Origin of the sequence: Streptomyces rubradiris (genome assembly GCF_016860525.1) — a bacterium.
In the GTDB taxonomy this organism is placed as follows: domain Bacteria; phylum Actinomycetota; class Actinomycetes; order Streptomycetales; family Streptomycetaceae; genus Streptomyces; species Streptomyces rubradiris.
The window spans coordinates 625,376-648,145 of the sequence record NZ_BNEA01000001.1 but is presented as its reverse complement, the minus strand read 5'-3'; the positions used below and the strand labels follow the sequence as shown (position 1 = coordinate 648,145).

Annotated in this window: 23 protein-coding genes; 13 read left to right on the top strand and 10 right to left on the bottom strand. The window is 72.9% G+C overall.

The features are described from left to right. Window positions 1-104 precede the first annotated feature (104 nt). Window positions 105-479: an ArsR/SmtB family transcription factor gene (locus Srubr_RS03085; protein ID WP_189993420.1), complete on the top strand. Its 375-nt coding sequence runs from the start codon at window positions 105-107 to the stop codon at window positions 477-479. Here the strand turns inward: Srubr_RS03085 and Srubr_RS03080 are convergent. The 5 genes from Srubr_RS03080 to Srubr_RS03060 form a co-directional block, all read right to left on the bottom strand. Further along, on the bottom strand, window positions 378-1,787 hold the full coding sequence (locus Srubr_RS03080; protein WP_189993418.1) for a nucleobase:cation symporter-2 family protein: 1,410 nt from the start codon (window positions 1,785-1,787) through the stop codon (window positions 378-380). The genes Srubr_RS03085 and Srubr_RS03080 overlap by 102 nt on opposite strands. Window positions 1,788-2,012: 225 nt before the next feature. After that, the gene (locus tag Srubr_RS03075) at window positions 2,013-3,347 is read right to left on the bottom strand and encodes an FAD-dependent oxidoreductase (protein WP_189993416.1); all 1,335 of its coding nucleotides are present in this window, start codon (window positions 3,345-3,347) and stop codon (window positions 2,013-2,015) included. 305 nt (window positions 3,348-3,652) lie between these two features. After that, window positions 3,653-4,330, bottom strand: coding sequence for a TetR/AcrR family transcriptional regulator (locus Srubr_RS03070; protein ID WP_189993414.1), 678 nt, complete (start codon window positions 4,328-4,330; stop codon window positions 3,653-3,655). A 286-nt stretch (window positions 4,331-4,616) separates the two neighbouring features. After that, window positions 4,617-5,369: a phosphatase PAP2 family protein gene (locus Srubr_RS03065; protein WP_189993412.1), complete on the bottom strand. Its 753-nt coding sequence runs from the start codon at window positions 5,367-5,369 to the stop codon at window positions 4,617-4,619. Between the two features lie 305 nt (window positions 5,370-5,674). Further along, window positions 5,675-6,226 (bottom strand): DUF5134 domain-containing protein, encoded by a 552-nt coding sequence (locus Srubr_RS03060; RefSeq protein ID WP_189993411.1) that lies wholly within the window; start codon window positions 6,224-6,226, stop codon window positions 5,675-5,677. Between the two features lie 186 nt (window positions 6,227-6,412). Here Srubr_RS03060 and Srubr_RS03055 point away from each other — a divergent pair, with 186 nt between their 5' ends. Next, window positions 6,413-8,113, top strand: a complete 1,701-nt coding sequence (locus Srubr_RS03055) for an FUSC family protein (protein ID WP_189993409.1) — start codon at window positions 6,413-6,415, stop codon at window positions 8,111-8,113. Further along, window positions 8,110-8,697 carry a MarR family winged helix-turn-helix transcriptional regulator gene (locus Srubr_RS03050; protein WP_189993407.1) on the top strand — a complete coding sequence of 196 codons (588 nt, stop codon included), beginning with the start codon at window positions 8,110-8,112 and terminating at the stop codon, window positions 8,695-8,697. Before Srubr_RS03055 ends, Srubr_RS03050 begins: the two co-directional genes overlap by 4 nt. Window positions 8,698-8,709: 12 nt before the next feature. Here Srubr_RS03050 and Srubr_RS03045 read toward each other — a convergent pair whose 3' ends face one another. Both Srubr_RS03045 and Srubr_RS03040 read right to left on the bottom strand, forming a co-directional pair. Then, a complete protein-coding gene (locus tag Srubr_RS03045) occupies window positions 8,710-9,762 on the bottom strand; it encodes an aldo/keto reductase (RefSeq protein WP_189993405.1) in 1,053 nt (350 codons plus the stop codon). Between the two features lie 222 nt (window positions 9,763-9,984). Next, entirely contained in the window at window positions 9,985-10,377 is a 393-nt protein-coding gene (locus tag Srubr_RS03040; RefSeq protein ID WP_030775439.1) for a VOC family protein, read from the bottom strand. A 57-nt stretch (window positions 10,378-10,434) separates the two neighbouring features. Here Srubr_RS03040 and Srubr_RS03035 point away from each other — a divergent pair, with 57 nt between their 5' ends. Next, window positions 10,435-10,974, top strand: a complete 540-nt coding sequence (locus Srubr_RS03035) for a GNAT family N-acetyltransferase (RefSeq protein ID WP_189993403.1) — start codon at window positions 10,435-10,437, stop codon at window positions 10,972-10,974. A gap of 36 nt (window positions 10,975-11,010) precedes the next feature. On the opposite strand, the gene Srubr_RS03030 is transcribed toward Srubr_RS03035, so the two are convergent. Beyond that, window positions 11,011-11,694 (bottom strand): glycerophosphodiester phosphodiesterase, encoded by a 684-nt coding sequence (locus Srubr_RS03030; RefSeq protein WP_030604187.1) that lies wholly within the window; start codon window positions 11,692-11,694, stop codon window positions 11,011-11,013. A gap of 405 nt (window positions 11,695-12,099) precedes the next feature. Here Srubr_RS03030 and Srubr_RS03025 point away from each other — a divergent pair, with 405 nt between their 5' ends. The 4 genes from Srubr_RS03025 to Srubr_RS03010 all read left to right on the top strand — a co-directional run bounded on the left by Srubr_RS03025 (window position 12,100) and on the right by Srubr_RS03010 (window position 16,022). After that, on the top strand, window positions 12,100-13,497 hold the full coding sequence (locus tag Srubr_RS03025) for a DUF6421 family protein (protein ID WP_189993401.1): 1,398 nt from the start codon (window positions 12,100-12,102) through the stop codon (window positions 13,495-13,497). Continuing rightward, window positions 13,494-14,285 carry an SDR family NAD(P)-dependent oxidoreductase gene (locus tag Srubr_RS03020; protein WP_189993399.1) on the top strand — a complete coding sequence of 264 codons (792 nt, stop codon included), beginning with the start codon at window positions 13,494-13,496 and terminating at the stop codon, window positions 14,283-14,285. The genes Srubr_RS03025 and Srubr_RS03020 overlap by 4 nt, the downstream gene beginning before the upstream one ends. Then, entirely contained in the window at window positions 14,282-15,352 is a 1,071-nt protein-coding gene (locus tag Srubr_RS03015; RefSeq protein ID WP_189993397.1) for a threonine aldolase family protein, read from the top strand. The genes Srubr_RS03020 and Srubr_RS03015 overlap by 4 nt, the downstream gene beginning before the upstream one ends. A 79-nt stretch (window positions 15,353-15,431) precedes the next feature. Continuing rightward, a complete protein-coding gene (locus Srubr_RS03010) occupies window positions 15,432-16,022 on the top strand; it encodes a transglutaminase-like domain-containing protein (protein ID WP_189993395.1) in 591 nt (196 codons plus the stop codon). A gap of 151 nt (window positions 16,023-16,173) precedes the next feature. Here Srubr_RS03010 and Srubr_RS03005 read toward each other — a convergent pair whose 3' ends face one another. Then, window positions 16,174-16,899 (bottom strand): lysophospholipid acyltransferase family protein, encoded by a 726-nt coding sequence (locus Srubr_RS03005; protein WP_189993393.1) that lies wholly within the window; start codon window positions 16,897-16,899, stop codon window positions 16,174-16,176. 317 nt (window positions 16,900-17,216) lie between these two features. On the opposite strand from Srubr_RS03005, the gene Srubr_RS03000 reads away from it, so the two are divergent. The 4 genes from Srubr_RS03000 (at window position 17,217) to Srubr_RS02985 (ending at window position 20,283) form a co-directional block, all read left to right on the top strand. Further along, on the top strand, window positions 17,217-17,549 hold the full coding sequence (locus Srubr_RS03000; protein WP_189993391.1) for a thioredoxin family protein: 333 nt from the start codon (window positions 17,217-17,219) through the stop codon (window positions 17,547-17,549). Window positions 17,550-17,757: 208 nt separating this feature from the next. After that, window positions 17,758-18,267, top strand: coding sequence for a flavin reductase family protein (locus tag Srubr_RS02995; RefSeq protein ID WP_189993390.1), 510 nt, complete (start codon window positions 17,758-17,760; stop codon window positions 18,265-18,267). 216 nt (window positions 18,268-18,483) lie between these two features. Further along, window positions 18,484-19,269, top strand: a complete 786-nt coding sequence (locus Srubr_RS02990; protein WP_189993388.1) for an electron transfer flavoprotein subunit beta/FixA family protein — start codon at window positions 18,484-18,486, stop codon at window positions 19,267-19,269. A 51-nt stretch (window positions 19,270-19,320) separates the two neighbouring features. Beyond that, a complete protein-coding gene (locus tag Srubr_RS02985) occupies window positions 19,321-20,283 on the top strand; it encodes an electron transfer flavoprotein subunit alpha/FixB family protein (RefSeq protein ID WP_189993386.1) in 963 nt (320 codons plus the stop codon). 59 nt (window positions 20,284-20,342) lie between these two features. On the opposite strand, the gene Srubr_RS02980 is transcribed toward Srubr_RS02985, so the two are convergent. Continuing rightward, entirely contained in the window at window positions 20,343-21,248 is a 906-nt protein-coding gene (locus Srubr_RS02980; RefSeq protein ID WP_189993385.1) for an endonuclease/exonuclease/phosphatase family protein, read from the bottom strand. Between the two features lie 215 nt (window positions 21,249-21,463). Here Srubr_RS02980 and Srubr_RS02975 point away from each other — a divergent pair, with 215 nt between their 5' ends. Further along, the gene (locus Srubr_RS02975) at window positions 21,464-22,762 is read left to right on the top strand and encodes a DUF6986 family protein (RefSeq protein ID WP_189993383.1); all 1,299 of its coding nucleotides are present in this window, start codon (window positions 21,464-21,466) and stop codon (window positions 22,760-22,762) included. Window positions 22,763-22,770: the final 8 nt, after the last annotated feature.

The following is a 22,770-nucleotide window of genomic DNA, read 5'->3' as shown; positions in this document are numbered from 1 at the left end:
TCATCCATCGTACTACGACGAACATGAAACTACGGCAGATATCGAACTATGAGAGATCTCGTACGATGGTCATCGAAGGAGTCCCGTGACGAAGGGCGGACGCCGTGACCGAGACAGCCGCCACCGGCCGCGCGCTGCCGCACCCGGATCGTGAGCACATCCGGCTGGAGTCCGTGCTGCACGCGCTGTCCGACCCGATGCGGTTGCAGATCGTGCGTGAACTGGCCGCGAAAGAAGCAGAGTTGACCTGTTCGCAGTTCGACCTGCCGGTGACCAAGTCCACCACCACACACCACTTCCGGGTGCTGCGGGAGAGCGGGGTCGTCCGGCAGGTCTACCGGGGCACGGCCAAGATGAACGGCCTGCGCCGGGACGATCTAGAGAGCCTCTTCCCGGGGCTGCTCGACAGCATCCTGGCCGCGGCCGACCGGCAGGCCGCCCGGCTCGGCGACGCCGCCCGCGTCCCGGTCGGCGGCTGAACCGCCCTTCCGCGGAAGGTGGTTGAAGAGCAGGTTCAGCACGATCGCGGACAGGCAGCCCGCGCTGATGCCGCTGTTCATCACCGTCTGGAACCAGTCCGGGAACTTCGCGTACAGCGTGGGCACGCCCACCGGCAGCATGCCGATCGCCACCGGGACGGCCACCACGGTCAGGTTGCCGTTGCCCCGGAAGTCGACCCGGCTCAGCGTCCGCAGCCCGCTCGCCGCGACCGTCCCGAACATCACCAGCCCGGCCCCGCCGAGCACCGGCGCCGGGATCGCCGCGACCACCGCGCCCAGCTTGGGCAGCAGACCGAGCAGCACCAGGATGCCGCCCGCCGCCGCGACCACCCAGCGGCTGCGCACCCGGGTCATGCCCACCAAGCCCACGTTCTGCGCGTACGCCGTGTACGGGAAGGTGTTGAACACCCCGCCCAGCACGGTCGACAGACCGTCCGCGCGCAGCCCGTCGGCCAGCGTGCGCGGTTCGGCCCGCCGCCCGGTCAGCTCGCCGACGGCGATCAGGTCCCCGGTGGTCTCGGTCATCGACACCAGGGCCACCACCAACATGGACGCGATGGCGGAGGCCCGGAACGCGGGCGCCCCGAAGTGGAACGGCGTGCTGATGCCCAGCCAGTCGGCGTCGGCGACCCCGCCGAAGTCGGTGAACCCCAGCGGCACGGCGACCGCGAGCCCGGCCGCGATGCCGACGAGCACGGCGATCCGGGAGAGGAAGACGGGCGCGAACCGCTGCACCCCGAGCACCACGGCCAGGACGAAGCCCGCCAGCGCCAGGTTCCGCGGCTCGCCGAAATCCTTCGAACCGGCGCCGCCCGCCGCCCAGTTGCCAGCGACCGGCAGCAGCGAGACCCCGATGATCAGGATCACCGTGCCGGTCACCAGCGGCGGGAAGAAGCGCAGCAGTCTGCCGAAGACCGGCGCCAGCAGCATGATCGCCAGTCCGGCGACGATCACGGAGCCGTAGATCGCGGGCAGTCCGCCGTCCGTCGTCCCGATGAGCACCATCGGCGACACGGCCGCGAACGTGCAGCCCTGCATGACCGGCAGCCGCACCCCGAACCACCGGAAGCCGACGCACTGGATCAGCGTGGCGATCCCGCACACCAGCAGGTCCGCGGTGATCAGATACGCCAGGTCGGCGGGTGACAGCCGCATCGCGCCGCCCACGATCAACGGCACCGCGACGGCGCCCGCGTACATGGCGAGCACGTGCTGGAGCCCGAAGGCGGCCAGTTGCCGGACGGGGGGAATCTCGTCGACGGGGTGCGCGACTGCGGTCGTGGCCATGAGGTCTCCATCTGCGGCGGACGGGGGCGGGACCCGGACGACCGGACACCCGGACGACCGGACATCCGGGCGACCGGAGAGCCGGACATCCGGGCTTCCAGGCATCGGCACCCGGATCCGGACAGCCGGACAGGAGGAGACCGTAAGGGCCTTGAACAGTTTGTTGATTTCAGGTCTGTTGCCGCTGTGTGTCCCGCCTCCCGGGCGTTCCCGCCGCTGCGCCGCCTACGGCACCCGTGCCGCCGCCAGCAGGGCGTCCCAGTCGGACAGCTTGACCACGCCCCGGCCCAGCCGCGCCCCCAGCTCGGCCTCGGCCCGCTCGATCGCCAGCCAGCCGTCCCAGGCCACGGGTTCGACGCCGGCCGCCCGGAGCGCGGCGACCGGATCCGCCGGCACGTCCGCGCGGGCGAGGGCGGGGGCGTCCGCGAGCAGCGAGGTCACCGTCTCCTTGGCGCAGGGCCGGTTGGTGCCGATGACCCCGGTCGGACCGCGCTTGATCCACCCGGCGACGTACTCGCCCGGCACGGGCACGCCGTCGCGCAGGACGCGCCCCTCGCGATGCGGGACCGTGCCGCCGGCGGCGTCGAACGGCAGCCCCTCCAGGGGCACTCCGCGATAGCCCACCGAGCGCAGCACCAACTGCGCGGGCAGGTCCTCGTACCGGCCCGTCCCGGTGACGCCGCCCCGGTCGTCCGGAGCCGTGCGCTCGAAGCGGACGGCGCCCACCCGGCCGCCGGCCTCGAGCAGTTCCACCGGGCGCAGGAAGAACCGCAGCCGGATCCGCCGGGCGGCGGTCTCGGCGGGCCGTGCCGCCCAGTCGCGCAGCACCTCCACATTGCGGCGCTGCCCGGCCGGCAGCGCGCCGGGGTCGGCCGGGTCGAGCGCCAGGTCGGCCTTGTCCACGGTCACGTCGGTGCCGGGCAGGGCGCCCAGCTCGCGCAGCTCCTTGGTGGTGAAGCGGGCCTGCGCCGGGCCGCGCCGGCCCACCATGTGCACCTCGGTGAGCCCGCTCGCCGTCAGCGCGTCCAGCGCGGCCTGCGGGATGTCCGTGCCGCGCAGCTCCGCGGCACCCCGGACGAGCATCCGGGTGACGTCCACCGCGACATTGCCCACCCCGATGACCACCGCCGACCGCACTCCGCCCAGGAAGCCGGCGTCGGCCGCGTCCGGGTGCGCGCTGTACCAGGAGACGAACTCGGTCGCCGAGAAGCTGCCCGGCAGGTCCTCGCCGGGGATCCCCAGCCGCCGGTCACTGGAGGCACCCACGCAGTACACCACCGCGTGGTACAGCCTCCTCAGCCGCTCCACCGGGAGACCGCCGGGGCCGCCCACCCGCACCCCGCCGAGGAACCGCACCCGCTCGTGCTCCAGCACCGTCCGCAGGCTGCCCTGGAGGGACTTGATCTTCTCGTGGTCGGGTGCGACGCCGTAGCGGACCAGGCCGTAGGGGCACGGCAGCCGGTCCAGGACGTCCACCAGGACCTCCGGATCACGCTGAACCAGGTTCTGGGCGGTGTAACACCCGCTCGGCCCGGACCCGACGACGGCGACACGCAGCACAGCGGTACTCCTTGCCCGAAGGAGGGGCGTGCGGACGCTTCCAGCATGGCACCGCGAGGCCCGGGCGGGCAGGGCCGGTGGAGTGATCCGGACGCGTACGCGCTCGTCAGGGGTGTGACCGTACGACCGCCCTGCGTGTCCACTCGCCCGATCGGCCGACAGCGGACGCCGTCCCACCCGACGACCGCCCTGCCCGACGTCCGCCCTCCCCCCTCAGCGGCCGTCGGTCCTCTCCAAGGCCGTCGACCCCGCCGAGGCGACCGGTCCAGCCAAGGCAACCGGCCCAGCCGATGTCACCGGCCCGCTCAGGCCCGCTCCCGCCGCTCCGGCCGTTCCTCCGTGGCGAAGAACCGGGACAGGTCCTCGCCCTCCGCCTTTGCGTCCGTCGTGCTCTCGGGGGGTACGCCCATCTCCCAGTCCAGCCCGTACCGCTGGAACAGCTCGGCCCGCAGCGCCGGTACCGGCATCGGCACGCCCGGCACCAGCGCCGCGTAGACCGCGCCCATCAACAGGGCCCGCAGCATCGGGTAGTCGGCCGATACCGTCTGCGAGCCGTAGCGGGCCACGGTCTCGCCGAGCAGCTCCGCCAGCCGGCGCTGCTCCGGGCACTGCACGAAGCCCTCGGCCTGGAGCAGGCCCGCCATGTGCTGGCGCATCAGCACCGGCCGGTCCCGGGCCAGGCCCAGGATCGCGTCGATGGCCCGGGCCAGCCGCTCCCGGCCGTCCTCGGTGCGCGGCTCCCGCTCCAGCGCCTCCTCCAGCGTGCGGTGCATCAGCCGGTGCACGGCGGACTGCACCAACTGGCGCTTGCCGGGGAAGTAGTACGACACCAGTCCACGCGCCGAACCGGCCCGGTCGGCGATGTCGCCCAGCGTCGTGGCGTCGAACCCACGCTCGCCCACCAGTTCGACGGCGGCCTGCAACAGCCGTTCCCTGGAACGCCGCCGCAATTCTTCATTGACCGAAGCGCTGCGCGGGGACATCCTGTAACTCCTGCGTTGACTGGCTGCCAGCCAACTATACTCAACGCATCGGGGCACCCGTGTGTTCGGGGCGCTCGGAGAAGCCGTCCGTCTGGGGCGACGCGGGGGATCGTCTCAGACGGGCGGCACACTGCGCCAGGTGTTTGCCGGGCAGGCACAAGTCGTCGTGTACGCAGCCCTGTTGAGGGCCACCGTGGCCGATCCCGCGCGCAGCTGGGACCCGGCGGGCCCGACGCGCAACAGTGTTCCGGAGCAGTCGGGCAACACCGCGGCCGCGCCCGCCACTTCACCCCCGTCGGCCCGCCGGGGCCTCCCGCCGCGTCCGCCGCCGCTCGTACACCAGCACCGCCAGCGCCACCAGCAGCGCGCCGATCAGCCATCCGCCGAGCACGTCCGAGGCCCAGTGGACGCCCAGCCAGACCCGGGTGACGCCCACTCCGGCCACCGAGACGACCGCCGCCGTCACCGCCGTGCGCCACAGGGCGCGGCCCGCGCCGCGGCGGCGCAGCAGCCACAGCAGCAGGCCGCAGACCACGGTCGCGGTCAGCGCGTGACCGGACGGGAAGGCCGCGTAGTGGGCGGAGTCGACGGGGTCCGGCCAGACCGGGCGGGGGCGGCCGACGGCGGCCTTCACCGACTGCTGCACGACCGTCGCCAGCGCGACGGCGCTCGCCAGCCACAGCGCCGTCCACCACGCCGCGCGGCGCCAGACCAGCCACCCGGCCGCCGCCGCGCACACCAGGCGCATGGTCACCGGGTCCCACACCCAGTCCGTCAGCACCCGGCACGCCTGCGTCACCGCCCGGTCGCGGACCGCCCGGCGGTGGGCGGCCGCGGCGATGTCGCCGTCCAGCGTGAGCAGCGGATGCCAGCGCACCGCGACGAGGACGAGCAGCAGGACCGAACAGACCCCGAGCACCAGGGCGGCCACCACGGCGGCCCGGGCCGCCGCGCGGTGCGGCGGGGAGCCGGACGAAGCCGGCGGCGGGGATGCGGAGGAGGGCGGCGGCGGAGGGGGAGCGGTGGGACGATCGCGCATGCCGCGATCTTTGTGGATACGGCGGTCACGGCCAAGTCCGCATGACCGGAAGCAGGCGGAGGCTCCCGGGCCGGTCGCGTACCTCCGCGCAGACCGGTGCCTCCGGCAACACCAGCACCGCCGCAGATCCGGGTTCCGTCGTGCGGGCAAGACGCCTGACCGGGACCCGGCCCGCGGAAATCCGCCCGCCGGTGCGGTCAAGCGGTGCGGCGGCCGGGCACGCCGAGCCCGCGCCCGCCCGACCCCCGCGGCCACCGGAGCTCCCCGGCGGGGCCCGGCCGCACCGGGAGGGCGCGGTGTCGTCCTCACATCGCCAGCAGCATCGCCACCATGCCGATCCCCATCGACAGCCGGCACGCCCGGGCCAGTTCCGGGCGGTCGCCCCAGCGGTCCGGCGCGGCCCCGGCCCGGGGAACGGCGGCGGGCACCAGCCGGGCGCCGGAGAGCAGCACATAGCCGGTGAAGTACAGCAGCAGGGCGCCGGTCAGCAGGGGGATGCCGGTGCCGCCGTGGCCGTGGTGGGCGGCGGGCGGGGCGCCGGCCATCGCCACCGCCATGTAGACCATCGCCGCGCTGCCCACCAGGTGGTGCAGATGGCCGGGATCGCCGCGCACGGCCCACAGCGCGCGCAGCGCCGCCGCGCCGAAGACGGCCGCGTACGCCGGCCACGCCCACCCCGGCGGTGTGAACACCGCCGCCGGCACGGCCATCGCGGCCATGCCGAAGCCCATCAGCGCCTCGCCGCCCGCGGCCCGGCGCTGCTCGGCCACGCCGCTGCGCATCCGCAGCAGGCAGTAGGCCCCGGTCGCCGCGCACAGCGCCACCAGCAGCCAGGCTGCCGACACCGGTCCGTGCATGCGCACCTCCCGCTCGACGGTCGCTCCGGAGAAGCTCCGGACCCGTTTCCAGGGACGCCATGCCCCGGGGCGGCGGAGCGCACGCGAGCGCAAGGGGGTACACGGGGAGCATCGGGGGGAGCACGCGCCGTCATGCCCTGGGCGCCAGGACTATTTTACGAGTAAAACACATGCTAAATTGATGGTATGAGCAGTGCGACCCCCCACCGTCTTCCCCTCGCCGGAGCGCTCCGCCTCGGCCGTCCCTCCGACATCTGGTTCAAGCCCGCCCTGAGCGTGGTCGTCTCGGTCGCCCCGCCCAACCTGACGCTGCTCGCCCTCGGCCGGCTCGATCTCGCCATGTACACGATGGCCGGTTCGCTGTGCGCGCTCTACGGCCACAACCGGCCCTACGCCGCCCGCGCCCGCACCCTGGCGTGGGTCGTGCTCGGCATGGTCGGCGGCCTCGCCGTGGCCCTTCTCGCCTCGGCACTGACCACCAACGCCGCGGTCCTCGTCACCGTCGGCGCCGTCCTGGCGGCGGTCCAGAAGACGGTCTGCGACGCCACCCGGGTCGGACCGCCGGCCCATGTGGTCCTCACCTTCATCAGCTCCGCCTCGCTCTTCGTCCCGCAGACCCCCGGCGGGCTGCCGGGGCACATCGGGCTGGCCCTGGCCGCCGGCGCCTGGGCCTGGCTGGTCTGCATGGCACCCGGGCTGCTGCGCCCGCACGGCCCCGAGCGCCGGGCCACCGCCCAGGCCCTGAACGCCGCGGCCGCGTACGCCGGCACCCGCGGCACCGGCGACGGCCACGCCCGGACCCGCGCCGCCTGCGCCGCCGCGATCCACGCCGCCTGGCAGTCGCTGCTCGCCGCCGGAGCCCGCCCCGACAGCACCCGGCGCGCCCTCGAACACCTCCTGGTCCGCGCCGAGGTCGCCCTCGCCGCGCCCGCCGACACCGACCCCGAGCGGCTGCGCGCCTGGGCCCGCGCCCTGCGCGGCACCGGCCGCGTCCCGCGCGTCGCGCCGACGGGCGGCGACGCCGACGAACTCCTCGGCGTGGCCGCCGAACAGTCCCTGCCGCCCCGCTCCCTGCGGCACCGCCTGGCCCCCCTCGCCCCGCTGGCCGTACGCACCGCGCTCGGCTGCGCCCTCGCCGGATACGCCGCCCTCGCCCTCGGCGTCGGCCGCCCCTACTGGGCGCTGGTCACCGCGGCCTCCCTCTACCAGGCCAACGTCACCCTCACCTGGCACCGGGCCGTCCAGCGGGTCGTCGGCAACCTCGTCGGCGTCCTCGTCTTCGCCGCCCTCGCCCCGCTCACCCATTTGCACCCCGCCGCCCTGGTGCTGGTATCGCTCGCCCTCAACTTCGGCGCCGAGGCGCTGATCGGCCGCAACTACTGGCTGGGCAGCGTCTGCGTCACCCCGATGGCGCTGCTCATCACCGAGTTCGCGCGCAGCCAGGACGCGGCCGGCCTGATCACCGACCGGCTCGTGGACACCCTCATCGGCGCGCTGGTCGGCTTCGCCGCCGCCGTCGCCGTCACCAACCGGCGCGCCGGCGCCCGCCTGGACCACGCGCTGACCGCCGCCGAACGCGCCCGCGAGCACGCCGCCCGCCTGCTCGCCGAGCCGCACCCGCAGCCCCGCGCCCTCGAATCCGCCCGCCGCGCCCTGGCCGCCGCCCTGGTCGAGCTGCGCGCCACGGCCGACGCCGCCGCCGGCGAGTGGTGGCAGCGCGCCCTGCCCGAGGACCGGGTCGTGCTCACCGAGCAGGCCGGACACCGTACGCTCGCGGCGACGGTACGGCGCCAGGGGCTCGTGCCGCAGGACCGGGACGAGGACCCGGGCCGGGCGCCGGGCGGCGACCGGGACCCGGACAGGACGAGGGAGGACATACGGCCATGACGGCGACGAACGGCGGACCGACGCTCGGAAGCGACGCGACCGGAGCCGGAGCCGGAGCCGGGGCCGGGTCCGGGCCCGCGCGCGGCGACACCGTCTCGGCCGTCGTCCGCCAGTGGCAGGCCGTCCATCCCGAGCTGGACACCGGGCCGATGGAGATCATCGGCCGGATCAACCGCTGCGCGGCCCTGCTCCAGCAGGCCGAGGACGCCCCGCTGCGCCGGGCCGGACTCAGCCGCGCCGAGTTCGACCTGCTCGGCGCGCTGCGCCGCACCGGCCACGAACTGACCCCGGGGGAGCTGGCCCGGGAGACCTTCTCCTCCGGGGCCGCCGTGACCAAGCGGCTCAAGCAGCTGACCGAGCGCGGCCTGGTCGAACGGCGCGGCGACACCCGCGACCGGCGGGTGGCCCACGTCCGGCTCACCGACACCGGCCGCGGCCTGGTCGACGGCATCCTGCCCGACCAACTCGCCTACGAGACGGCCGTACTGTCCGTCCTGCCCCCCGGGGACCAGGACCGACTGGCCGGGCTGTTGGCCGAGTTGCTCGGCCGCCTGGAGGGCCGGATGGGCGCGCTGCGGGCCTGAGGGACCGGACGGTCACAGGACGTCGTGCACGGTACGGCGGTACGTGGAGCGGCGGTCGACGATGTCCGGCCAGCGGTCGCCGTACACATTGCGGGTGACGGGCGCCTCCCGCAGGAAGTCGTGCGGGAAGCCCAGCGGGACCGCGCTCACCTCGTCCAGGCGGGCGCGCGCGTCCGCGTCGAGCCGGACCCCGGTGCACGCCAGGTTGTCCGCGAGCTGCTCCGGCCGGGTGGCCGACACGATCGGCACGACGTTCCCGGGCCGGCCCAGCAGCCAGGCCAGGGCCACCTGAGCAGGGCTCCAGCCGCCCGCCTCGGCGATCTCCACGACCGCGTCGACGACGTCCTGCTCCCACGCCTCGGGCCGCACGTCCAGGGTGTCCAGCCGCCCGGTCCCGCCGCGCCGGTACTTCCCGGTGAGCCGGCCCGCCGCCAGCGGCGCCCAGGCGAACACGGCGAGGTCGAAAGCCCGGGCCTGCGGCAGCAGTTCACGCTCCGGGGTGCGCTCCAGCAGGCTGTAGCGCAGCTGCGAGCCCGCGAAGCACGTCCAGCCGCGCAGCTCGGCCAGGGTGTTGGCCTGCGCGATCTCCCAGGCCGGCCAGTCCGAGACGCCCACGTAGAGCACCTTGCCCGCGCGGACCACGTCGTCCAGGGCGCGCATCACCTCCTCCACCGGCGTGAAGTTGTCCCGGGCGTGCACCCACAGCACGTCGAGCCGGTCGGTGCGCAGCCGGCGCAGGCTGTCCTCGACCGACCGGACGAGGTTCCCGCGGTGGTTGCCCGCCGCGTTGGGGTCACCGTCGCGGGTGCCGCAGGTGTACTTGCTCGCCAGCACGAACCGGTCGCGGCGCCCGGCGAGCAGCTCGCCGAGGATGCGCTCGGCGCTGCCGGAGGTGTAGTTGTTCGCGGTGTCCACGAAGTTGCCGCCCGCGTCGGCGTAGGCGTCGAGGATCCGGGCGCTGGTGTCCTTGTCGGCACCCCATCCCCAGTCCTCCCCGAAGGTCATGGTCCCCAGCGCCAGTTCGCTGACGCGCAGCCCGGTCCGCCCGAACAGCGTGTACCGCATGTGTGTCTCCCTCCTCACGGGTGGTGCGAGCGACCTCACAGGTGGTGCGGGCGATCTCGCAGTCGGTGCGAGCGACGCTAGGAGCTGGAGCGCTCTCGAAGTCAACCATCCGCCGGCCCGCCCGACGCACGGCCCGGGGCCCGCGAACATGCCCGGTGAGTCCCCGCGAACGTGCCCGGTGACGGACGCCGCCGTCCCCCGGGCACGTTCGCGGGGCGGACCTCAGATCCCGGGCCGGTACCGCAGGGGATGGTCCGCCGGGATCTCCACCAGGACGATCGGCGTGCCGTCCGGATCGTTGATCCACATCTCGACCAGGCCCCAGGGCTCCTTCACCGGGGGCCGTACGATCTCCACGCCCCGCGCCCGCAGCTCCTCGCACGCGGCCGTCGCGTCCTCGACCTGCAACCACAGCCGTACCGCGGGCGAGGGCGGGTCGTCGGACCGGCCGGACAGCTCAAGGAAACCTCCGCCGAGGAAGTAGACCGTGCCGCGCTCGGGGCCGGTCCCGAACTCGCGGTAGACGGACAGTCCGAGCTGCTCGCCGTAGAAGGCGCGGGAGCGTTCGGGGTCGGAGGGCCGGAGCAGGGTCCGGCTGCTGAGTACATGCACCATGCAGCAGGGTTACCCTCTTCCGTGCCCCGGCCACGCCCGAGATCGGAGACCACCGCCATGGACACCCCCGCCACCGGACTCACCTTCCGCGACGCCACCGACGCCGACGTGGACGCCCTCGTCGCGCTCGTGGAGTCGGCGTACCGGGGGGACAGCAGCCGGGCCGGGTGGACCACCGAGGCGGACCTCCTCGACGGGCAGCGGACCGACCCCGAGGGTGTGCTGGAGGTGATCAAGTCGCCCGACAGCCGACTGCTCACCGTGGAGCTGGACGGCCGGATCGTCGCCTGCTGCCAGCTGGAACACCGCGGCGACCACGCCTACTTCGGCATGTTCGCGGTGAGCCCCGCCCTGCAGGGCGGGGGCGTCGGCAAGGCCGTCCTGGCGGAGGCCGAGCGCCGGTGCCGGCAGGCGTGGGGCGTCGGCGAGATGCACATGACGGTGATCTCCGTGCGCGAGGACCTGATCGCCTGGTACGAACGCCGCGGCTACCGCCGTACGGGACGGACGTCCCCGTTCCCGTACGGCGACGAGCGCTTCGGCATCCCGCTCCGCGCCGACCTGGAGTTCGAGCTGCTGGTCAAGAAGCTCGGGTGAGGCGCGACCGCCGGTTCGCGGCCCGGCCGCCGGCGGCTACGCCGTGAACCGGCCCGTGCGCTTGATCTCCGGGTAGTCGGTCGTCGCCCCGTCCAGTTCCAGGGCGCGGACCAGGCGCAGGTGCTCCTGGGTGTTGACCACCCAGCCGAGGATCCGCAGCCCGGACGCGCGCGCGTGCTCGACGATCTCCAGGGTGAGCCGGCGGATGTTCAGGCACACGGTCGCGGCGCCCGCGGCGACGGCCCGGTCCACCACCTCGGTGCCGTAGCGGCTCGCGACCAGCGCCGTACGCACCCCCGGCACCAGCCGCGCGATCTCGGTGATCGCCTCGTCGTGGAACGAGGACACCTCCACCCGCGCGGTCAGGTCCCGCGCGCGCATCACCTCGGCCAGCGCCCGGGCCGCCGCCACGTCCTTGATCTCCGCCTGCAACGGCGCGCGCACCGCCTCCAGCACCTCCTCGAACACCGGCACCCGCTCCCCGCGGCCCGCGTCCAGGGCGCGCAGCTCCGCGAGGGTCTTCTCGGCGATCGGCCCGGAGCCGTCGGTGGTGCGGTCCACCTCCGCGTCGTGCATGACGACCAGGGCGCCGTCCTTGCTCAGGTGCAGATCGAGTTCGATCAGGTCCAGGCCGGCCCGCTGCGCGGCGACGAAGGAACGGAGGGTGTTCTCGGGCTCGACGCCCATGACCCCGCGATGACCGATGGTAAGGAAGTTCAAGGTTCAACTCGCTTCCGTCGACGGCGGCTCGGCGACGCGCGGACCGACGGACCCGTGCCGGACGTCGTCGTCCACGCGGCAAGGCCGCAGCCTAATGGCCGGGCCGTGCGATGGACCCGCGGCTGCGCCGGGCATTCGGGAGCCGGAACAGGCGGCAGTTGGCCGGTATCCGCCTTGGCCGTCACCCTCCGGTGGGCGCGTCCCCCGCACCCTTGACCACCGGCTGCGCCGTCGCGCCGGGGAGCGTGCGCCGTTGGCGAAAGTGAGCGCCGTCACGGTTTACGGCAGGAAAAACATCGGTGACCAAGGGAGTGGACAGAATAATTTCCGGCCCCTGCTCTTGCTGAGTGAAACGGGGTGCGCATACGGTATCCATACGCGAGGTTCTCCCGTGGAGGATGGGTCATGACGGAAATTCTTGTGCAGGCAGGCGCGGAGGAGCGGATTCCTTCGCCGACCAGGGTGGTCGAGCACCCGGCCTGGGCCGTGCTCAAGGATGCCGTGGAGCGGATCCGGCCATGGCAGTCGAAGGACGGGTCGATCGACTTCGCCGCCGAGGGCGCGCCGCGCCGGGCCGACGCCGTGGCGGCCGTCGAGCGCGTCGCCGACGCGGTCGGAGAGCTCTCCCCGCTGGTCCCGCACGACGCCGCCTACCACCAGGCTCTCGTCAAGGACCTGCGCCGCTGGGCCGAGGGCGGCTTCGAGGTCCCGGACTTCCTGGACTCGCTGCTGGCCTTCCAGCCCGCCGCCCACCGCGCGGACGGCCTCCAGCACCTGGTCGTCTTCCCGATGTACACCCAGAACGGCAACCCGGACCGCAATCTGGAGGCGGTCGTGCTGCGCATGGTCTGGCCGGACTGGCTGGCCGAGCTGGAGCGCACCCGGTACGACAACCCGCTCTTCTGCGGCATCACCTTCGAGGACTTCACCTCGGGCTACGACACCAACTCCGCCGTCCTCTTCCCGGAGACCATCGCCGTCCGGGAGGCGCCGGAACGTTTCTCCTGGGGTGGCATCTTCTGTGACCGCGAGGCCGCCCGGTTCCGCCGTGTCACCGACGCCGCCGTGGACATCCTGGGCCTGGAGCTGCCCGAGGACATCGCCGCCATGGTGCACGACCAGAAGCGCTGCGAAGAGGCCTTCGTGCTCTGGGACATGATCCACGACCGCACCCACAGCCACGGCGACCTGCCGTTCGACCCGTTCATGATCAAGCAGCGCCAGCCGTTCTGGATGTACGGCCTGGAGGAGCTGCGCTGCGACCTCACCGCCTTCAAGGAGGCCGTGAAGCTCCAGGCGGACGGCGTCCCGCAGGCCCGTGACGTGCAGTACGCGGTGCTCTTCGACCGTATGTTCCGCTTCCCCGTCACCGGTGACCGCAACCGCAACTACGACGGCCTCGGCGGCCAGCTGCTCTTCGCCTACCTGCACAAGCACGATGTCGTCCGGTGGACCGACAACAAGCTCTCCATCGACTGGGAGCGCGCCCCGCAGGTCACCAACCAGCTGTGCGCCGAGATCGAGAAGCTCTACCGGGACGGCATCGACCGCCCCAAGCTGGTGCACTGGTTCGCCGGCTACGAACTGGTCTCCGCCTACCTCGCCCCGCACCCCGGCTCCAAGTGGGCCAAGGGCCCGGACGCCCTGGACCTGACCCAGCCGCCGCGCAAGCTGGTGGACGACGTGCTGCCGGACGAGTTTCCGCTGAGCATGTTCTATGAGGCGCTGGCGAAGAAGCTGAAGAATGTGATCGCCTCCACCAAGGGCATCACGGCGGACGGCGCCGAGCGGATCGCCGCGTGAGCGACCGCGTCCACAACACTGTTCAAGAGGGGAAGAACGTGGCGAACAACGGGTCTCTCAGTGGTGCGGTGATCGCGGTGGCCGGCGCGGGCGGCCCCGCCGGGCACGCGGCGCTGGTCCGGCTCGCCGAGGCGGGCGCGGTCGTCGTGGGTGCCGACAACAACCCCGAACGCCTCGCGGAGGCCGTCGACGCGGCGCGTTACGCCCGCGGCGGCGCCACCGTCACCGGCGAGACCGTCGACCTGCTCGACCTGGCGGACACCCAGGCGTGGGCCGGGCGCATCGAGAAGGACCACGGCCGGATCGACGGCCTGGTCCACCTCGTCGGCGGCTGGCGCGGCAGCGCCACCTTCGCCGGCACCGACCTCGCCGACTGGGAGCTGCTGGAGAAGCTGCTCGTGCGCACCGTCCAGCACACCTCCCTCGCCTTCTTCGACGCCCTCCAGCGCAGCGACCGCGGCCGGTACCTGCTCATCAGCGCGGCCGGCGCCACCAAGCCGACGGCGGGCAACGCGGCGTACTCCGCGGCCAAGGCCGCCGCCGAGGCATGGACGCTCGCCATGGCCGACGGCTTCCGCAAGGCCGGGGGCGAGCAGGGCCCGCGTTCGGCGGCTGCCATCCTGGTGGTGAAGGCGCTGGTGCACGACGCGATGCGCGCCGAACGCCCCAACGCGAAGTTCGCGGGTTTCACGGACGTCAAGGACCTGGCCGAGGCCATCGAGGGCGTCTGGAGCAAGCCCGCCGCAGAAGTGAACGGAAACCGTCTGTGGCTGACCGAGAAGCCGTGAACCCACCCAAGACCGACGCGCGTCGCCATCACGACCCGCAGGTCCGCGGTTTCGCCAGTGACAACTACGCCGGAGCCCATCCCGAGGTGCTGGCCGCCCTGGCCCTGGCCAACGGCGGCCACCAGGTGGCGTACGGCGAGGACGACTACACCGAGCACCTCCAGCGGGTCGTGCGCGGCCACTTCGGCGCCACCGCGGAGGCCTTCCCGGTGTTCAACGGCACCGGCGCCAACGTGGTCGCGCTCCAGGCGGTCACCGACCGCTGGGGCGCGGTGATCTGCGCCGAGAGCGCGCACATCAACGTCGACGAGGGCGGCGCTCCCGAGCGCATGGGCGGGCTGAAGCTGCTCACCGTGCCCACGCCCGACGGCAAGCTCACCCCGGAGCTGATCGACCGGCAGGCCTGGGGCTTCGAGGACGAGCACCGGGCCATGCCGCAGGTCGTGTCGATCACCCAGTCCACCGAACTGGGCACCCTCTACACGCCCGAGGAGATCCGCGCGATCTGCGAGCACGCCCACGCGCACGGCCTGAAGGTGCACCTGGACGGCTCCCGGATAGCCAACGCCGCCGCCTCCCTGGACGTGCCCATGCGCACGTTCACCAACGCGGTCGGCGTGGACATCCTCTCGCTGGGCGGGACGAAGAACGGCGCGCTGTTCGGCGAGGCCGTCGTCGTCATCAACCAGGACGCGGTGCGCCAGATGAAGCACCTGCGGAAGATGTCCATGCAGCTGGCCTCCAAGATGCGGTTCGTCTCGGTGCAGTTGGAGGCACTGCTCGCCAAGGACCTGTGGCTGCGCAACGCCCGGCACGCCAACGAGATGGCCCAGCGGCTCGCCGAGGGCGTGCGCGCGGTGCACGGGGTGGAGATCCTCTACCCGGTGCAGGCCAACGGTGTCTTCGCCAGGCTCCCGCACGACGTGAGCGAGCGGCTGCAGAAGCGGTTCCGGTTCTACTTCTGGGACGAGGCCGCCGGAGTGGTGCGCTGGATGTGCTCCTTCGACACCACGGAGGACGATGTCGACACGTTCGTGGCCGCCCTGAAGGAGGAGATGGCCCGCTAACCCGCCAGTGCTGCATAGTTATGCGATCGCCCGAAAAGTCATTGACGCTCGGGTGATCGCGTTCCTATGCTCTGCGGGCATGGAGCTGATCCAGAACACGGCCGACCTGTCCGCGTACCTCGCCGCGGACGAGGTCATCGACCACCATCACCCGCTGGTCCGCAAGACCGCCGCCCGCCTCGCCGCCGACGCCGCCGACTCGTATGAATATGCGCGGGCCGCGTATGAGTTCGTACGCGACACCATCCCGCACTCCCAGGACTCCGGCGACCCGCGCGTCACCTGGCGCGCCTCCGACGTACTGGCCCAGGGCACCGGCATCTGTCACGCCAAGTCCCACGCCCTGGCCGCCCTGCTGCGGGCCGAGGACATCCCGACCGCCCTGTGCTACCAGCGCCTGGCCGACGACGCGGGCGGCCATCTGCTCCACGGCCTGGTCGCCGTACGCTTCCACGGCGCCTGGCACCGGCAGGACCCCCGCGGCAACAAGCCGGGCGTGGACGCGCGGTTCTCCCTGACCGGCGAACGGCTGGCCTGGACCCCGGACCCCGCGGCCGGAGAGACGGACTACCCGGGCCTGTACGCCACCCCGCACCCGGCGGTCCTCACCGCCCTGCGAACGGCCCCCGACCGCCCGGCCCTGTGGAAGACCCTCCCGGCGGCTCTCTGATACTCCGTGGCGTCCCGCAGGGGCGCGGGGAACTGCGCGACCGGCCACGGACGACCCGCACCCGGGAGGCGGCCGCACCTGGACGCCGGGTGGACCGCACAGCCGGGCCGAATGTACCCGAGGCCCGGAAAACGGCCGGGCGCCGCGGGCGTTACGCCTGGACCGTCCGCAACTGCTCCGCCGTGGGCGCCGTACCGCCGAGGTGCGCGGGCAGCCACCAGGAGTCCTCCGGGCCCTTGGGCCGGCCCGGATAGGCGCGCTGGGCGGCCTCCAGCAGTTCCTGGACGCGTTCGCGCAGCCGGCGGGTGATGGCGCCGGCGTACTGGTCGCGGGGGGCCTCCACCGCCTCGCCGACCCGGACGGTGACGGGCAGGTGGCTGCGCTTGAAGTTGCGCGGCTGCCCCTTCGTCCACAGTCGCTGCGTGCCCCACACCGCCATCGGGACCAGCGGCACGCCCGCCTCCTGGGCCAGCCGGGCCGCGCCCGACTTGAAGCTCTTCAGTGTGAAGGACTGCGAGATCGTCGCCTCCGGGAACAGCCCGATGACCTCGCCGGAGCGCAGCGCGTCCAGCGCGTGCGCGTACGCCTTCTCGCCCTGTCCGCGGTCCACCGGGATGTGCTTCATGCCGCGCATGAGGGGCCCGGAGATCCGGTGCCGGAAGACGGAGTCCTTCGCCATGAAGCGCACCAGCCGCTTCTGCGGCAGGGCGGCCAGGCCGTTGAAGATGAAGTCCAGATAGCTGATGTGATTGCTCACCAGCACGGCGCCGCCCGAGCGCGGGATGTTCTCCGACCCCCGGCAGTCGATCTTCAGATCCCAGACCTTGAACGCCGTCTTGGCGATACCGATGACGGGACGGTAGACCAGCTCTGCCATGGGCGGGGTGTGCCCTTTCTGCTCTGCTCGGGAAAGGGGGCTCCCGGCGGGAAGGTTACGCAGCCGTAGGTTTACGGCGTCTCGCAGATCGTGCCCGAAGAACGTACGGGTGGCCAGTTCTGGTGCCCCCCTAACGCGAGATCCTCGTCACGTCGGCCTACATCCCACCTCGGATCTTTAGACCCCCTTTACCGTCCCCGGGGGTGCCGCCGGGAATCTTCGCGGCCCCGGGACGGGTTGTGCTGATGACGACCGGACCGGCGGTGCGCCTCTGACGTGCCCGCCGCGACGAGCCGCGCCGGCGGCGGAACGGGAGAGTGCGGGTGGGCGGGCGCGACGACGGCAGGCGCATCGGTGCTGCCGAACTCGGCGCGGCGCTGGGGGAGCGGGCCACGCTGGTGCAGTTCTCCAGCGCCTTCTGCGCGCCCTGCCGGGCCACCCGGCGGGTCCTCGGCGAGATCGCCGGGCTGGTCCCGGGTGTGACCCACGTCGAGATCGACGCGGAGGCCCACCTGGACCTCGTACGGGCGCTGGATATCGCCAAGACGCCCACGGTCCTGGTCCTGGACGCCGGCGGACGGGTGGTGCGGCGCGCCACCGGACAGCCCCGCAAGGCGGACGTCATAGCGGCCCTGGGAGAAGCGGTATGAGCGGGGATCGGCACGTGGTGCGCCGTCTTCCGGATCGCGGAAGCCGCTTGACGGTACGCCCCGCCGGTCGCCAACCTGACCGCATGCCGACCGAACTCCTTCTCCACGGGCGGGTCCACATCGACCTGGCCCGCACCGCGAGCGCGGGGTGTCCGGGCCGTTGAGCACCCGCGGACCCGCTCGTGACCCCCGGCAGAAGGACGATTCCATGACGGCCACTCCCGAACTCGGCACCCCCCGGACCGCCTCCCCGGACCTGCTGCGCTCCGCCTTCCGCCGGCACGCCGCCGGTGTGGCGGTGATCACCGCGCGCGGTGCCTCCGGCCCGGTGGGCTTCACCGCGACCTCCCTCACCTCCGTCTCCGCCGAACCCCCGCTCGTCTCCTTCGGCATCGGCACGGGCGCCTCCAGCTGGCCCGCGATCGCCGAGACGGACCACGTCGGCGTGCACATACTCGCCGAGCACCAGAGCGACCTGGCCGCCACCTTCGCCCGCAGCGGCGCCGACCGCTTCGGCGCGCCCACCGCCTGGCGGGAGGGGCCGGAGGGGGTGCCGCTGCTGGACGACGTGCTGGCCTGGCTGGTGTGCCGGATCGTCGGGCGGGTCCCGGCCGGCGACCACCGGATCGTGCTCGCCGAGGTCGTGCGCGGCGATCCCTCGGGCGACGGCCGCCCGCTCCTCTATCACCAGGGACGCTTCAACGCCCTGCGGGATTGATCACGCCGGACTCCGCTGCGCGCTCGTCGGGTTCCGGTTACGCTGCGTTGCGAAGGTCACAGTTCAAAGCGCTTGCTTAGCGGGCATGAACTGGGTGTACTGACGAGTAATATCTCGTTCGGAGCGCGCGGACGCCCCGACCGGGATCGGCCGCTTGAGGCGCCTATGCTGCCTGCAAGAGGCAGCCCGAAATGACGATGCAGTAGGAGAGCCGGCGTGAGCTTGAGGATCGTTGTCACTGTGAAGTACGTGCCCGACGCCACTGGCGACCGGCACTTCGCCGATGACCTGACCGTCGACCGCGACGACGTGGACGGTCTGCTCTCCGAACTGGACGAGTACGCGGTCGAGCAGGCCCTCCAGATCAAGGAGGACGCGGACGACGCCGAGGTCACCGTGCTGACGGTGGGCCCCGAGGACGCCAAGGACGCGCTCCGCAAGGCCCTGTCCATGGGTGCGGACAAGGCCATCCACGTCGAGGACGACGACCTGCACGGCACCGACGCCATCGGCACCTCCCTGGTGCTGGCCAAGGCCGTCGAGAAGGCCGGTTACGACCTGGTCATCTCCGGCATGGCCTCCACCGACGGCACCATGGGCATCGTCCCGGCGCTGGTCGCCGAGCGCCTGGGCGTCCCGCAGGTCACCCTGCTGTCCGAGGTCTCCGTCGAGGACGGCACGGTCACCGGCCGCCGCGACGGCGACGCCGCCTCCGAGCAGCTCCAGGCGCAGCTCCCGGCCGTCGTCTCCGTGACCGACCAGTCCGGCGAGGCCCGCTACCCCTCCTTCAAGGGCATCATGGCGGCCAAGAAGAAGCCGGTGGAGTCCTGGGACCTGTCCGACCTCGACATCGAGGCCGAGGAGGTCGGCCTGGACGGCGCCTTCACCAAGGTCGAGTCCGCGACCGAGCGTCCGGCCCGTACGGCCGGCACCATCGTCAAGGACGAGGGCGAGGGCGGCAAGCAGCTCGCTGAGTTCCTCGCGGCCCAGAAGTTCATCTAAGGGCCCGCCCGCTGACCGCCCCTCAACTTCGTTACGCAGGAGAGCAATCCCATGGCTGAAGTCCTCGTCTACGTCGACCACGTGGACGGTGCCGTCCGCAAGCCCACCCTGGAGCTGCTGACCCTGGCCCGCCGCCTCGGCGAGCCCGTCGCCGTCGCGCTGGGCAACGGCGCCGCCGACACCGCCGCCACGCTCGCCGAGCACGGCGCGGTCAAGGTGCTCACCCACGACGCCGCCGAGTACGCCGAGTACCTGGTCGTGCCGAAGGTGGACGCCCTCCAGGCCGCCTACGAGGCCGTCTCCCCGGCCGCCGTGCTGGTCCCGTCCTCCGCCGAGGGCAAGGAGATCGCCGCCCGCCTGGCGCTGCGCATTGGCTCGGGCATCATCACCGACGCCGTCGACCTGGAGGCCGGCGACGAGGGCCCGGTGGCCACCCAGTCGGTGTTCGCCGCGTCTTTCACCACCAAGTCCCGTGTCGTCAAGGGCACCCCGGTCATCACCGTCAAGCCGAACAGTGCCGCCGTGGAGGCCGCCCCGGCCGCCGGCGCGGTCGAGGCCCTGTCGGTGACCTTCTCCGACCAGGCGACCGGCACGAAGATCACCGGCCGTACGCCGCGTGAGTCCACGGGCCGCCCGGACCTGACCGAGGCCGCGATCGTGGTCTCCGGTGGCCGCGGTGTCAACGGCGCGGAGAACTTCGCGATCATCGAGGCCCTCGCCGACCAGCTGGGCGCGGCCGTCGGCGCCTCGCGCGCCGCCGTCGACGCCGGCTGGTACCCGCACACCAACCAGGTCGGCCAGACCGGCAAGAGCGTGTCGCCGCAGCTGTACATCGCCAACGGCATCTCCGGCGCGATCCAGCACCGCGCCGGCATGCAGACCTCGAAGACGATCGTGGCCGTCAACAAGGACGAGGAGGCCCCGATCTTCGAGCTGGCCGACTACGGCGTGGTCGGCGACCTGTTCGACGTCGTGCCGCAGCTGACCGAGGAGATCAAGGCCCGCAAGGGCTGATCCCCGCATCCGCTGTACGAGGCCCCCGTGACCGTGCCGACGGTCCCGGGGGCCTCGCCTCATCCCAGCGTCAGCGTGGCCTGCACCGGCAGGTGGTCGCTCGGGTACTGCCCGTGCGCCGAGAAGGTGTTGATCCGGGCCTCGTGCGCCGTGACACCGGGGGAGGCCAGGATCCAGTCGATGCGGTCGCCGCCCGGCGTCAGCGGCCGGTAGCCGTGGAAGGTGCCGTACAGCTCGCTCCGCTCGGCCGCCGTGTCCCAGGTGTCGGCCAGGCCCGCGCCCAGCATCGTGTCGTAGACCGGGTTCTTGTGGGCGGCCACGTTGAAGTCGCCGGTGACGACGAGCGGGAGCGAGGTGCCGAGTCCGGCGATGCGCTGGGCGATCAGGGCGGCGGCACGCGCGCGTGCGTACTGGCTGTGGTTGTCGAGGTGGGTGTTCAGCAGGTGGAACTCCCGGCCACCGGTCAGCAGGTCCCGGAACCGGACCCGGGTCACCATGCGGATGGAGCCGCCGCCCCAGGTGTTGGAGCCGATCACGTCCGGTGTGTCGGAGAGCCAGAAGTGGTCGTACTCCTCGGGGGCGAGCCGGCGCGTGTCGTAGAAGACGGCCATGAACTCGTCGCGGCTGCCGCCCGCGCGTCCGGTGCCGATCCAGTCGTACGCGGTCCCGAGGTCGGCCTCGATGTCCCGCACCTGCTGGTAGAGGCCCTCCTGGGTGCCGATGACATGCGGGCGCTCGCGGTGCAGCAGGGCGCGCGTCACGGGGCGGCGGGCGGCCCAGCTGTTCGGCTCGGCGGTGCTCGCGTAGCGAAGGTTGAACGACATCACGCGCAAGGGGGCGCGGTGGTCCGTGCCCGCCCCGGCGGGGCCGGCGGACAGTGCTGTACTGGACAGGGACAGGGGGATCGCGGCGGCCAGCGCGGCCTTCAGTCCCCTGCGGCGCGTGACTCGGCTGTGGCTCGGCACGGGTGCTCCTCCTGCTGCGGCTTCCGGGCGACTCGTCGTCGGCGGGCGGTTGCGGTCGAAGGGGTGGGGCTCCGGCACGGTGCCAGAGGGAGGTGACCGTGTCGAGAGCGCGGAGTGGAGTGCACACGATGTGGTGTTGACCAGTGGGAAGGTTGCCAGATAGCTTCGCTATACGGATTGTTGATTCCATGAAGCGGAAAGCTGGAGGGTGTGGGATGGGTCAGCAGGAGAAGGTGGCGACGAGCCTCGCGGGCGCCGTCAGCGAGGAGATCAGCGCTTCCCTCGCACCGGTCGACGCGGAGCTGGAGCGCCGCTACCCCGGGGACCCGGGCACCCGGCAGCCCGTCCACACCGTGTACGTCCCCGGCGACGCCTTCGCCGCCGGCACCATCCGCTCCTGGGGCGACCAGGCGCTCGCGGCGCTCGACGAACACGCTCCGGACGCCGCCTCCTTCGCGGCCGTCCTCGGCCTGCCGGACGAGCTGGCCGAGCCGGTCTACTCCCGCGTGCGGGCCAAGCTGGAGCGCGAGCCCATCGAGGACCTGCGCGTCGACTTCGAGGACGGCTACGGCCCCCGCCCCGACGCGGAGGAGGACGCGACGGCCGCCCGCGCCGCCCGCCTGATCGCCGAGGCGTACCGGGACGGCACCGCCGCGCCCTACATGGGCATCCGCATGAAGTGCATGGAGGCCGCCGTACGGGACCGGGGCATCCGCACCCTCGACGTCTTCCTCACCGGCCTGATGGAGGCCGGCGGCCTGCCCGACGGCCTGGTCCTCACCCTGCCCAAGGTGACCTACCCCGAGCAGGTGAGCGCCTTCGCCCGGCTGCTGGAGGCCTTCGAGAAGGCGCACGGCCTGGACGCCGGGCGCCTGGGCTTCGAGATCCAGATCGAGACCAGCCAGTCCATCCTGGCCACCGACGGCACCGCCACGGTCGCCCGCATGATCCAGGCCGCCGAGGGCCGCGCCACCGGGTTGCACTACGGCACCTTCGACTACAGCGCCTGCCTCGGCGTCTCCGCCGCCCACCAGGCCAGCGACCACCCGGCCGCCGACCACGCCAAGGCGGTCATGCAGGTGGCCGCGGCCGGCACCGGCGTCCGCGTCTCGGACGGCTCCACCAACGTCCTGCCCGTCGGCCCGACGGCGAAGGTCCACGACGCCTGGCGCCTCCACTACGGCCTGACCCGGCGGGCGCTGTCCCGCGCCTACTACCAGGGCTGGGACATGCACCCGGGCCACATCCCCACCCGCTACGCCGCCGTCTTCGCCTTCTACCGCGAGGGCTTCGAGCAGGCCGCGGCCCGCCTCGCCCGCTACGCCAACCGGGCCGGCGGCGACGTGATGGACGAGCCCGCCACCGCCAAGGCGCTCAGCGGCTACCTGCTGCGCGGCCTGGACTGCGGCGCCCTCGACATCGCCGAGGTGGCCCGCCTCACCGGCCTCACCCGCGCCGACCTGGAATCCTTCGCGTCCCCCCGCCGCGGCGACCTGACGGCCTCGGCGAAGTAGCCCCGGCC

Bases quoted from the DNA above. Each gene is read 5' to 3' on its own strand.
- Srubr_RS03080 (WP_189993418.1), bottom strand. From the start codon at position 1,787: ATGGCCACGACCGCAGTCGCGCACCCCGTCGACGAGATTCCCCCCGTC.
- Srubr_RS03070 (WP_189993414.1), bottom strand. From the start codon at position 4,330: ATGTCCCCGCGCAGCGCTTCGGTCAATGAAGAATTGCGGCGGCGTTCC.
- Srubr_RS03065 (WP_189993412.1), bottom strand. From the start codon at position 5,369: ATGCGCGATCGTCCCACCGCTCCCCCTCCGCCGCCGCCCTCCTCCGCA.
- Srubr_RS03060 (WP_189993411.1), bottom strand. From the start codon at position 6,226: ATGCACGGACCGGTGTCGGCAGCCTGGCTGCTGGTGGCGCTGTGCGCG.
- Srubr_RS03055 (WP_189993409.1), top strand. From the start codon at position 6,413: ATGAGCAGTGCGACCCCCCACCGTCTTCCCCTCGCCGGAGCGCTCCGC.
- Srubr_RS03050 (WP_189993407.1), top strand. From the start codon at position 8,110: ATGACGGCGACGAACGGCGGACCGACGCTCGGAAGCGACGCGACCGGA.
- Srubr_RS03045 (WP_189993405.1), bottom strand. From the start codon at position 9,762: ATGCGGTACACGCTGTTCGGGCGGACCGGGCTGCGCGTCAGCGAACTG.
- Srubr_RS03040 (WP_030775439.1), bottom strand. From the start codon at position 10,377: ATGGTGCATGTACTCAGCAGCCGGACCCTGCTCCGGCCCTCCGACCCC.
- Srubr_RS03035 (WP_189993403.1), top strand. From the start codon at position 10,435: ATGGACACCCCCGCCACCGGACTCACCTTCCGCGACGCCACCGACGCC.
- Srubr_RS03025 (WP_189993401.1), top strand. From the start codon at position 12,100: ATGACGGAAATTCTTGTGCAGGCAGGCGCGGAGGAGCGGATTCCTTCG.
- Srubr_RS03010 (WP_189993395.1), top strand. From the start codon at position 15,432: ATGGAGCTGATCCAGAACACGGCCGACCTGTCCGCGTACCTCGCCGCG.
- Srubr_RS03005 (WP_189993393.1), bottom strand. From the start codon at position 16,899: ATGGCAGAGCTGGTCTACCGTCCCGTCATCGGTATCGCCAAGACGGCG.
- Srubr_RS02995 (WP_189993390.1), top strand. From the start codon at position 17,758: ATGACGGCCACTCCCGAACTCGGCACCCCCCGGACCGCCTCCCCGGAC.
- Srubr_RS02985 (WP_189993386.1), top strand. From the start codon at position 19,321: ATGGCTGAAGTCCTCGTCTACGTCGACCACGTGGACGGTGCCGTCCGC.
- Srubr_RS02975 (WP_189993383.1), top strand. From the start codon at position 21,464: ATGGGTCAGCAGGAGAAGGTGGCGACGAGCCTCGCGGGCGCCGTCAGC.